The following is a 10,873-nucleotide window of genomic DNA, read 5'->3' on the forward strand; positions in this document are numbered from 1 at the left end:
TACAGTTAGTTAATAATTAACTAAAGATTTTAGTTTATGTTTAATGATACAACTGAGCAGCCTCAAGCAACTGCTCCTACAAATGTTCAACCCGCACCACCAGCAGTTCCAGGTGCACCAGTTTCAGCTCCAGTTCAACCTAAATCACCAGTTAAAACTGGATTAAGTTTAGGTTTAAAAATTCTTTTGATTGTCGTTGGTGTTTTAGTTATCGGTGGTGGTGGATTTGCTGCTTATTATTTCACCATGCCAGACCATGATCAGATTTTGTCGCAAGCATTGATTAAAACCAAGGACGCAACTTCTTTTCATTACAAATTGGATGTTACTGGTAATGGCAATTATTCTAATTCAGTCGCCACTCCTGGTGTAGTAAGTCCAAGCGTAGAAGCTGATGTGGTTTTTGTTGCAGAGGGTGATTATATGGGAAAAGAAAATGAAAAGCACGATTTCTCTTCTGATATTTATTTTGAAAATAGTAAAGGTACTTATATTTTCGAGTTTGGGGCAGGACTTAAGTATATTAATGAAATTGTTTATGTAAAATTTAACAACTTGCCAATGGTTCCATTTATTCCGAGTGAAAATTTAGACATGATTACTGAAAATTGGATTAAGCTTGATATTCCATCAATGAAAGAAAAATATGGATTTGAGGAGCTTGTTGATGGCATAAAACAACAACGACCAGAATTAAATAAAGTTCTATCTGAGCAGGATGCTGAACAGCAAAAAGTGCGAGAAGAATTGATAAAAGCAATCAAGGAATATAAAATTGTTGAATTGGCAAATGTGGAAACTATCAAAACTTCAGGACAAAAGATGTATAAATACAACCTAGCTATAAATAAAGACAATTTTGTCCCTGGGCTAGAGGCCGTTGCAACGGCACTTGGAGAAGAGATTAAACCAGCGGATAAAAAACAATTAGAAGATTATTTAGAAACATTCAAAGATTCATCTTTGGTTTTGGTTGTTGGGGCTAAAGATAATTATATTTATCAGTCAACATTTACAGCCAGTATTTTGAATGAACAGGGGAATGGCGAATTTATTTTGAATCTTGGTTTGTCAAAGTTTAATCAAGTTGCTGTGGTTTTAGAACCTGAAACAAGTGTTACAATTGAAGATGTATTAGCTGAGGTTTTTAAGCCAATAGTGCCACAAGAGTTACCAGCCTTTTTGGAATCAATTCCAAGTGAATTTGCTGATACAGACAAGGACGGATTAAATAATTACGATGAAATTTATTTTTACGGAACTCAGCCAACAGATCCGGATTCTGATGGAGATGGATATTTAGATGGTGATGAAGTAAGTAATGGTTATTCTCCAAGCGTTGCTGAGGATAAATTGGAACCTATAACAACAAAAGTATATTTTCCGAATGTAGAAGTTGGGCTAAATTCTGTCAAAGGTGATTGTAATATAGAACTTGAGGAAGTTGATTATACTATGTTTGTACTTGAAGATTTTTCGATTGTTGAGAGAACTTTTGAAAAATTAGTACATGATTTTGTTGGATTAGATCAAAGCATGGAACGATATTTTTCTGATGGATTAATTGTCTACAGTGTAGATTTAAAAGGTCAATATTTGTTATTAGATTTTAGTCAATCAATTACAGACAGTCAGACAGAATGTGTTACAGAAAAAGCTGACGAACAATTACGTTTAACAGCAGCTCAGTTTGCGGGTGTAGAATATGTGGCGATTTTGATTGACGGCGAACTACAAAAAATTATAGGTGTAGAAGAACAATCTTCTTCAATCCCATTCTAAAATTAACAATAATAAACTTATGGAAAAAAAATCTGTCCGCCTTGACCGAAGTCAGTCGAGGCAGGTGATTCGTAAAATTTACTTGTATTTATTTGCTTTGTTAGGTTTAGTGTTATTAACTATTGGAGCAGTTCGATTTATTAACATGGGACTAAAGGCTTATGTTTTTACAGAAGCGGAGAACGAACAAAAAATGAACTATGATCGACCAATGGAAGATCCATATTATTTAGTTGAAAAAACGGAAGCAATTAAAAGTAGTACGGATAAAGAAATAACGATCACTTTAACCGAAGAACAAAGTGTTCAGTTGAAAAAGTTATTGAAAAAAAATGAAGAATGGGAAAAACAACAGGGTGAATTTGATTACATAAAATCGCAACGTCATCGTGACGCGTCAATTAATTTATCTTTGATTTTGGTTGGCTTGCCACTTTACTTGGCTCATTGGATGATAATCCGTCGAGAGACTAAAGCTTAATTATGGTCAGGCGATTAATAAAAAAGCATTTTTTAACTAAAGAATTTGTCGGTTATTTTATTGTTGGCTCGTTAGGGACAGTTTTAGATTTTACTGCTTTTACTCTTCTGGTTTTGACTGACCATAGAGTGATGGTTTCACAATGGCTGGCTGGACTTCTTGGCTTTACGGTTACGCATATGTGGTACCATTATGTAGTTTTTTCACATAATCAAAAGCTGAAAAAAACTTACTTCTTGTCAATGTTTTTTAGTGTAATCGCCGTAGTTATTTCTGGTCCGGTATTGGTTTCCGCTTTTCATCTGGTAAAGAATATTTGGCTGACAAAGATTTTGGTAGGAGTAGTATTCACAATAATAGTTTTCATTATTCGTAAGAAATGGGTATTTGTTCAAAAATAAAAAAAGGCCCCGCTCAAGTTTGCTTGAAGCGGGGTTTGTGATTATTGTTGCTGAGGTGGAATCATACGGTTCAATCTTGTCACCAGTTCAGTTTTTCGTTCACCAGTTGGCAACAACTCAACTGCATTTAGAATTATCATAATGCCACCAGTAGAAAGAACAGTTTGCAAATTACTTCTTTTGTGTCCAACTGCTCTATTCAGATCAGTTAGGAAATTACGAGCCAATTTCGTTGGAGACCTTTCCATTCTTCTGATCTTGAAGTACATGCGGAAAATGTCTAGAAATTCGCGAACAGCACCGTTTTGGATGTGATAGGTGCGATCTGTTTCAGAATCACAACCGAAGAAATGCAGGACGATGTTGGAATGTTCATCGATAGTGACAGTCACATGCTGTCTAGAATTTATAGGAAAAGATTTAGTCCAACCAGTCATTAGAGCCTCCCTTATGTCAACTAAGATGAAATTATAGCAAAGTCACTAAAATTTGTCAATTCTCGTGTAAGGTTAGAGAGTAATTAAAAAAACACCGAAGTTCTCGGTGTTTATTGTTTTTATATTGCGGAGCATAATCCCAGTTTTTTTCTTTGTAGGATTACCTTTGGTAGAGTTATTCGATATCCAAGTTCAAGTAAGATGACCTTTCTTTTTGAATGATAAACCCTTTGATTTATGGGAATTGTAATTAGAAAATCAAGAAGTTCTAAGAAAGGTAAAGCAACTGAAATGCCATGTTCTTTGGAGTACTTATCAAGTGGGGAAAGGTGATTAGTAAAAAGATTTTTCCATATTGTTTGAAAACAATCTTTAATTGTTCCATCGCTAAGGCTTTGTGTATGAGCATAATAACCACCCAAAAGCTCATCAATTGTATCTCCACAAACAACATGGTGGAGCCCTGTTTGCCTAAAAGCATTGAAAAGATACCAGTAGTTGTCATAGTCGTTAGTTTTTTGTAGAATTATGACAGTGTGTGAAAAGCCTAATTGTCTAGCTAAAACCTTTGCATGAACAACGTCTGGATGATTGGAATCATCCGCAATTGTTATTGCCTGAAATGGCAACTCAAGTTGATGTAGAACCGTGGCCAAGATGGAAGAATCCAAGCCCCCGCTAAGGGCCAGGCCTATTGGATTATCTTTCATCGCTAAGCTAGCTTTAATAAGAGCTTTTTGAATTTTTCTCTCAAGCTCGAACGTATTAGTTGGGTGTTCTTCAGAATTGTTTTGTGGTAAAATATTTATGTGTGAATGATATAATTCTTGCCAATCTCTAGGAAATATAATTCCAGCCATTTTCTTCTCCTTATTAAGGAACTAATAAACATTTAATTATAATAAAGAAAGTAGGATCTGTCAATATGGATTTAATCTTACAACATTTTCATCACATTCATCACAAAAATAATGAACATCAAGTCCATCATTGTGGAGGAAGCCATAAAGGACTAAATTATATTATCGAACATTGTCAGTGTGGTAAGCATCAGATAAACGAAAAGAGGGCAATTGGGCATGATTTTGAAGGAAAAGAAATAGAGTTTGAATTTAATGAGGAATGTGAAAGTGGTGGTTGGCACATTGAATCAGGCAAAAAAGGAAAGTAAAAAATGACTATATCTCAACTAAAAAAGCAAATCAGACAATTCGGAACCATAGAAAGAGCTAAGGCCAGTCTTTGGTTTTTTAAAACTGGAAAAGGTGATTATGGCGAGGGTGATAAATTTTTAGGTTTAAAAATGGGGGAGCAAAGAGTTCTGGCAAAAAAGTTTGTTGATTTAGAATTGAATGAACTGGCACCTTTGTTAAAAAGTGAATGGCATGAAGAGCGAATGATTGCTTTGATAATTTTAACTTATAAATATCCCAAGGCTGATGATAAAGAAAAGAAAAAGATTTATGAATTTTATATCAAACATAGAAAAGCAGTCAACAATTGGGATTTGGTTGATGTGACAGTGCCTAGAGTTATTGGTGCATATTTGGTTGATAAGGACCGTTCAATTTTATTTAAATATGCCAATTCAAAAGATTTGTGGGAAAAAAGGATTGCAGTTTTAGCAACATTTGCCTTTATTTCTAGAAATGACTTTAAAGATTCATTAAAAATTGCTAAGATTCTTTTGAATGATAAACATGACTTGATTCACAAAGCAGTAGGGTGGATGCTTCGAGAAATAGGGAAGAGAGATCAAGCGGTTGAAGAAAAATTTTTAAAACAACATTATAAAAAAATGCCGCGCACAATGCTTCGTTATTCGATTGAAAAGTTTGACGAGCCATTGCGGTTAAAATATTTAAAAGGTGAAATATAAATGATTACTGACAAATACTGATATACTGATAATTAGTAATCCGTATATCCGTAAAAATCTGTAATCCGTATTATATGAAAAAATTAATTTTAGTTTTATTTGTGTTAATTTCAGTTACAGCTTGCGGAGCAGTAGAAACAAACGAAAATACCAAAAAGAATGAGCCTAGAAGACCAATAGTTGAGAATGAAGTGCCAGTTGTTCAGGATGAAGATGTCATTTTAGAAAAAGAACCGGTTTCTGCTAGTGAAGGACTGGAAACAGATTTCGAATTAGAAAAATGGCAAGACGCGAGTTTTAGTAACCTGGCCTTTACATTTAAGTATCATAAAAATTGGTACTATGGTCAGTTTATGAATGATGAAAAAACAGTAAATTCTATTGCCATCGTTGGATTTGGTGACTCAGCTGACATTTTTGACACAGTTGAAACTGAGGACGTTGCACCAATTGAATTTAATACTTTCGGAAAAACTCAAGATCCAGTTTTGTATTCAAAACTGGTAAGCAATACTCCTGATTTAGTTTCAGAGGATGATACTTATTTTGGAAAATATGATGGCAAGAAAAAAGTATTCACAGATAATGGACAAGAAAAGGTAGTTGTTTATTTTGAACAAGATACCGTTGTTTATGCAATTTATGGTAATTCAGAATTCTCAAACATAATTGAGCAAATGGCTTACACTTTTAAGTTTAATAATGACGAAGAATAAGAAGGCTGACAAATATTTATGTTAAAGATAAAAATAGAGAAGCTGATTGCTGGTGGTCAGGGTTTAGCTAGACACGATGGTTGTGTGTATTTTGTTTGGAACGTTTTGCCTGGTGAAGAGGTGGAAGTGGAAGTTCTGAAAAAGAAAAAGAACTACGCTGAGGCGGTTGTAAAAAAAATAATATCAGCATCAGAAGAAAGAGTAACTCCGCGCGAAGAGCATTATTTGAATTGTAGTCCTTGGCAAATTTTATCCTGGTCGGAAGAAGTGAAGTGGAAGAAGGCGATTGCCGTTGAAAATTTTTCCCGGCAAGCCAAAATTGAACTACCTTCAGATTTACAAATAGTAGCTGACAAAGAAAATCAGTATCATTATCGTAATAAGATTGAATATAATTTTGTTTATAAAAAAGGACGACTTCATTTAGCTTTGTTTCAGCGTGAGACAAATGATTTATGTCCGATTGATGAGTGTTGTTTAGCTCAGAATGAATTGAATAAAGTCGCAAGAAGTATTTTGGAGTGGCTAAATTCTCGGGCAGATAACGAAAAATTTCAAAAGCTGGTAGTTCGTAGTGATAGCCGTGGTAGAATCTTGGTTGGGTTGTATATTAAAGGTAAAATAGCGAAACTTAATTGTCCTTTGTTAAATAAAACTTTGGTAGGCGTGAGAGTATTTCAGCTTGACGATGGAGGAAAATGGGAATTAGGAGATTACGTAGGTTGTAGTTTTTTAACAGAATCAATTAACGGCATTGAATTACGTTTTGGCGTAGAAAGTTTTTTTCAGGTTAATGTTCCGATTTTTAAACTTGCAATCGACGATATAGCTGAATTTATCAATCGAAATGATAATGTGTTGGATTTTTATTCCGGTGTAGGTTCAATTAGTTTGCCATTGGCCAAGAAGTTTAGAACTGCTCACCTAATCGAGTCCGGAGAAGAAGCATTAAAGTTTGCTGAACAAAATATTGATATAAACCGAATTGATAATTGTAAAGCATCTTTAATGAGAGCGGAAGAAGCAGTTGACTTGATTGGTAAAGGAAATGTTTTGATCTTGGATCCGCCACGTGCTGGATTAGAAAAATCGTTGATCGCGGAAATTATTGAAAGACAACCAAAACGTCTAATTTATTTATCTTGTGATGTGGCGACTCAGGCGCGGGACCTGAATATTTTGAAAGAACATTATGAAATCGTTTTTTCCCGACTATATAATTTTTTCCCACGGACACCGCATATTGAAAGTTTAATAATCTTAGATAAAGTATTAAAGTAACTATGCTAGAAGGTATTATAGTTGTAGATAAACCCAAAGGTCCAACTTCTCACGATATTGTTGATCAAGTTAGGCGGATTACAGGAATTAGAAAAGTTGGTCATGCAGGAACATTAGACCCGTTAGCAAGTGGGGTTCTTGTTGTTGCAATTGGTCGGGAAAATACCAAAAAGATTGATGAAATTGTAAAAACTGAAAAAGAATATATTGCCAAGATTAAACTTGGTGAGACAAGTACGACGGATGATGCGGAGGGTGATAAAACACAAATATCAAATACCAAATATCAAATACCAAATGATGCGTTGTTGGAGAATTTAAAACAATTTGAAGGGGAGGTACTGCAAATCCCGCCGGCCTTTAGCGCGATAAAAATGAAAGGTAAAAAAGCTTACGAGCTGGCGCGTAAGGGTCAAGAAGTTAAAATGGCATCGCGAAAAATTTTCATTAAAGAAATTGAGTTAATAAAATATGAATGGCCATATTTGGAAATAAAGGTTACTTGTGGGCCAGGTACATATATTCGTTCTCTGGCTAGAGACATAGGTGAGAAGCTTAAAATTGGCGCTTACCTGGCTGAACTGCAGAGAACTAGAGTTGGTGATTATACAATTGAACAAGCAGTTGATTTGAAATAAAAGTTAAAGTCCCACTACATGAGAGTAGTGGGACTTTTGTTTCTAAATCTTTTTCGGTTCTCCGAAAACTTCCAGAAAGTAGTCGAATATGCTGATTGGATCTTGCAGTCGTCGGCAAACTTTGAGGATTAATTCAAAGTTTTGGGGCTCTGTTTTGCCTTCGATGTTCAATCCTTCTAGATGGGGACAGGTCAATTCAATCAATCTGTCCTGGAGAGTGAGAATCAGTACAGTTTTTTTGTGTTTTGGGTGAGGTAATTCAAGGGATTCACCATTTGCTTCAATCAACGCTACAATGTGTTCATGAAAAGTGTGACATTGGAAGAAAATAGTTTGCAATATGTCTGTTGCCTTTTCAATATTGGTTTGAATTCTCCAATAAGGCGTCTTGGTCGCTAAAATCCTTCTTTTGTCTTTTGCATTTTCTATTCTCGCAGAAAATAATCCGTCATAACCCATACCACTGAGTGAGTGAATATCGTTGTCAATTACTGGTGTGCTGTTACGACTTCCGTTCATAAAAACTCCTGGGTAGAGATTGGACAAAGAACATATATATTCTATCAAGTTCTTTAAGTTAGTGTCAATTGTGTATAAAAAAGAACGACAATTAGATTGTCGTTCTGTGTTCGATTATTCCTCAAAACCAAGAAGATTCATGAGAAATGGTAGCCTTTCTTCATATTCTTGGTCAGCGAATCGGTGAATGTTTGGTCGGTCAAGAATTGCAGTTGAAAAAGGAAATCTACGATACCAGTCAATGCCCATGGGTGCTGCTACAAACACCTTGCCATGTCTTTCCTCAGTTAGCAACTGAAAAATATCATTTAGTACAATAAAGGAAGCTGGGTTCAAATCAACAATGATTATATGGTTGCTGGTTGGTGAGATGCCAGGGAGCATGTCTTTAGTTTCAGAATTACATCCAAGATGAATAACTTCAACTTCAAACTGTAAAAGTTCAATAGATTCCTTTAAGTGTCGGCAAAGACCTTCTAGGTTTCCGTGTTGATTGCTATCAATGGAATAGATAGTGAACTTGCCGTTCAGTGAATGTTCGCCCTGAACATCTCCAGGTGCCAGACTCGGGTGATGGAATTTAGTAACGATATATTCCATCAGAGAAACAAGATAGGCGGTTTGTTCTAGGGCTTGACGCACGGGTGGATGCTCCAATCCTTCAAGATTCTCAGGAATGCCCACAAGTTCGAATGCACTATTGATAAGAAGTTCAACTTCAGGGAAACGAGTGTCTTCCGGTCGGAAAAGAATCAAAGGAGCACAGCCGTCAACAGAATCAGCCATCAATTTGCGTAGGTATTCCCTGAATAACCTGCTTTTAGTAGCTTTTTTGATATTGGCTTGTGTTTTCTCCAGGAGTTCAGCTAGGGGAGTTATGTTCTCAGGGTTTAGAGCCTCAAGAAAGTAGTTGTCCATTGCCACGTCGGTTGTTCTTTGGATCTTCATGAGCCACTCCTTGTGATTTTGTAAAGGACGATTCGATATTTGAGATTACTATACTGGTTGTTGTTTGTCAAGATGTTCACAAATATTGCATAAATATTAGGCAAATATTACACGAATATTGAAAAAGAAAAACGGTAGTTAGACTACCGTTTGGTATTTGATTTATTATTTTCGTGTTACCCAGTTTTCTTCACCGCAATCAGTACAACGACCTGTTTGTTCAGTGTGAACACAATTTTTGCAGTTGTCACAAATATATGGATACTCTTCAATAGGAACAGTTGAGCGAACTTTTTCAATAGTTGGCTCTCCAAATTCGCGATCTTGACCCCAGCCAGAATGGCGTGCAGCGTCCCCAGCTGCGTCGTCATGGGAAAATTCTGCTTCGACTGGGGGAAAGGTGATACGATAGATCCCTGTGTCTGGGTCTTTGCCGACATAAGGAACTTGTTTATCTTCAGCGCTTAATGGGTTACCACATTTTGAACAATAAGCTTCTTCGTTACTAACTGCGACATTAAAGGATTTACAGCCTCTATTATGACAGTACTTCATGGTGACCTCCTTGTTTGTATTATCATAAGTTGAAGATAATAGTATAGCAACTTAGAATAGGTTTGTCAAGGGAAAGGAAAAAAAGAACGACAAGTAGATTGTCGTTCTGGGAAATTATTTTTTCTTGCCTGCCGGTCGTTTTATTCCGTGGGCTTTATCTAATTTAGCTTGTCTCTTTTTTTTGTATTTCTCAAGTGGAGAAATGTATTTGGCAGGCATATTAATTGAAGTTAGTTTAATTATTAAAATTATACTACAAAAGACAATCGGATGCTAGTGTAAATTGTTTTGTCCATTAGGTGTATACAAGATTATTGACTAAAATTACAATATATGTTTGGTATGTGTTGAAGTGTGTTGACAAAATATTTTTTGTATGCTATAGTACTTTGTTAGTTAATAAACAATTGGGAGATTGATATGATTTCAGCGGCCTTTTTGGAGAAGTATGTTACTCGGGAAGAGATCTGGGACATGATTTTTAGCATGCCTGGAATTGAAGACATGGGCCAAGAGGAGATCAATAAAATGATTGACGACAAAAAGGCTCATCAGCAGACAGATCAGGTTTTTCTGGATACTCATGGAAATCAGACCTGGCTTGTTATGGAAGGCGACTGGGGTGGGCAGATTTATTTGTCCGTTCCGATTCGGTACGTTGGGGAAGATGTTGGTGAGCAGCAGCTGCAGTATCTTCTCTCACGTATCGATCGTCAGGCTTGGAGCGTGAACGAAGGTGATGGTCGGTCTCTCTATCTGCGTCACACTAACAAAGCTGAAAGCGGCGTTAGTGGTGGCATGGGTGGAGGACTACTGTTTGACGGCCTTTGGCTCTATGGTGAGTTCGGTCCCATGACAGTGGAGGTTATTAGGCAGGCTTTGCAGCTGGCCGAAGGCACCGCTGTTAAGATCGGCGACTCTTGATACACACAGAATATTGGTACTACGTTAGTGCCAATATTTTTTTTGTATTGATTAAAATTTAATCTTGTGTTAGTATTAATTTGTTGTTATAATGTTTCCACATACTTTGCATGAATAGGGTTTACCTTGAAATTGGGTTTACCCCGAAGTCATGCGAAGCATGTACTTCAGGGGTCGGTACCAAAGTAGTCCCTCCTACGCCGAGGCTCCGGAGGACAGGCAACAGGGGCAGAGTGCCTGTCAATCGAAGCTTCAGCGAAGATTGATAAATCTGCTGGCGGAATATTTCTAACTTGGGTCGGTACCAAAGTA

The 10,873-nt window shown here is 36.4% G+C and carries 14 protein-coding genes; 9 read left to right on the top strand and 5 right to left on the bottom strand.

Annotation, left to right across the window (positions count from 1 at the left end; all coding sequences use genetic code 11):
• Positions 1-36: 36 nt before the first annotated feature.
• The 3 genes from HN643_06460 to HN643_06470 are packed head-to-tail and all read left to right on the top strand — an operon-like array spanning position 37 to position 2,664.
• Positions 37-1,782 (top strand): hypothetical protein, encoded by a 1,746-nt coding sequence (locus HN643_06460; GenBank protein MBT7501275.1) that lies wholly within the window; start codon positions 37-39, stop codon positions 1,780-1,782.
• A 19-nt stretch (positions 1,783-1,801) separates the two neighbouring features.
• Positions 1,802-2,263: a hypothetical protein gene (locus HN643_06465; protein MBT7501276.1), complete on the top strand. Its 462-nt coding sequence runs from the start codon at positions 1,802-1,804 to the stop codon at positions 2,261-2,263.
• 2 nt (positions 2,264-2,265) lie between these two features.
• On the top strand, positions 2,266-2,664 hold the full coding sequence (locus HN643_06470; protein ID MBT7501277.1) for a hypothetical protein: 399 nt from the start codon (positions 2,266-2,268) through the stop codon (positions 2,662-2,664).
• 41 nt (positions 2,665-2,705) lie between these two features.
• Here HN643_06470 and HN643_06475 read toward each other — a convergent pair whose 3' ends face one another.
• Positions 2,706-3,101 (bottom strand): hypothetical protein, encoded by a 396-nt coding sequence (locus HN643_06475; protein ID MBT7501278.1) that lies wholly within the window; start codon positions 3,099-3,101, stop codon positions 2,706-2,708.
• Positions 3,102-3,220: 119 nt separating this feature from the next.
• Positions 3,221-3,961, bottom strand: a complete 741-nt coding sequence (locus HN643_06480; protein ID MBT7501279.1) for a hypothetical protein — start codon at positions 3,959-3,961, stop codon at positions 3,221-3,223.
• Positions 3,962-4,026: 65 nt separating this feature from the next.
• Here HN643_06480 and HN643_06485 point away from each other — a divergent pair, with 65 nt between their 5' ends.
• From HN643_06485 to truB, 5 genes are all read left to right on the top strand, one after another.
• Entirely contained in the window at positions 4,027-4,272 is a 246-nt protein-coding gene (locus HN643_06485; GenBank protein MBT7501280.1) for a hypothetical protein, read from the top strand.
• A gap of 3 nt (positions 4,273-4,275) precedes the next feature.
• Positions 4,276-4,980: a DNA alkylation repair protein gene (locus HN643_06490; GenBank protein ID MBT7501281.1), complete on the top strand. Its 705-nt coding sequence runs from the start codon at positions 4,276-4,278 to the stop codon at positions 4,978-4,980.
• A gap of 74 nt (positions 4,981-5,054) precedes the next feature.
• Positions 5,055-5,696 (top strand): hypothetical protein, encoded by a 642-nt coding sequence (locus HN643_06495; GenBank protein MBT7501282.1) that lies wholly within the window; start codon positions 5,055-5,057, stop codon positions 5,694-5,696.
• Between the two features lie 18 nt (positions 5,697-5,714).
• Complete coding sequence (locus tag HN643_06500) at positions 5,715-6,977, top strand: class I SAM-dependent RNA methyltransferase (protein ID MBT7501283.1); 1,263 nt, start codon at positions 5,715-5,717, stop codon at positions 6,975-6,977.
• A 2-nt stretch (positions 6,978-6,979) separates the two neighbouring features.
• Positions 6,980-7,615: a tRNA pseudouridine(55) synthase TruB gene (gene truB, locus HN643_06505; GenBank protein MBT7501284.1), complete on the top strand. Its 636-nt coding sequence runs from the start codon at positions 6,980-6,982 to the stop codon at positions 7,613-7,615.
• A 42-nt stretch (positions 7,616-7,657) separates the two neighbouring features.
• Here truB and HN643_06510 read toward each other — a convergent pair whose 3' ends face one another.
• The 3 genes from HN643_06510 to HN643_06520 all read right to left on the bottom strand — a co-directional run bounded on the left by HN643_06510 (position 7,658) and on the right by HN643_06520 (position 9,637).
• Positions 7,658-8,134, bottom strand: a complete 477-nt coding sequence (locus HN643_06510) for a hypothetical protein (GenBank protein MBT7501285.1) — start codon at positions 8,132-8,134, stop codon at positions 7,658-7,660.
• A 114-nt stretch (positions 8,135-8,248) separates the two neighbouring features.
• Entirely contained in the window at positions 8,249-9,082 is an 834-nt protein-coding gene (locus HN643_06515; protein MBT7501286.1) for a hypothetical protein, read from the bottom strand.
• A 165-nt stretch (positions 9,083-9,247) separates the two neighbouring features.
• Positions 9,248-9,637, bottom strand: a complete 390-nt coding sequence (locus HN643_06520; GenBank protein ID MBT7501287.1) for a hypothetical protein — start codon at positions 9,635-9,637, stop codon at positions 9,248-9,250.
• A 420-nt stretch (positions 9,638-10,057) separates the two neighbouring features.
• Here HN643_06520 and HN643_06525 point away from each other — a divergent pair, with 420 nt between their 5' ends.
• Positions 10,058-10,561 carry a hypothetical protein gene (locus HN643_06525; protein MBT7501288.1) on the top strand — a complete coding sequence of 168 codons (504 nt, stop codon included), beginning with the start codon at positions 10,058-10,060 and terminating at the stop codon, positions 10,559-10,561.
• Positions 10,562-10,873: the final 312 nt, after the last annotated feature.

Source organism: Candidatus Falkowbacteria bacterium (assembly GCA_018674305.1).
Taxonomy (GTDB): domain Bacteria; phylum Patescibacteriota; class Patescibacteriia; order UBA11705; family JABHMO01; genus JABMRF01.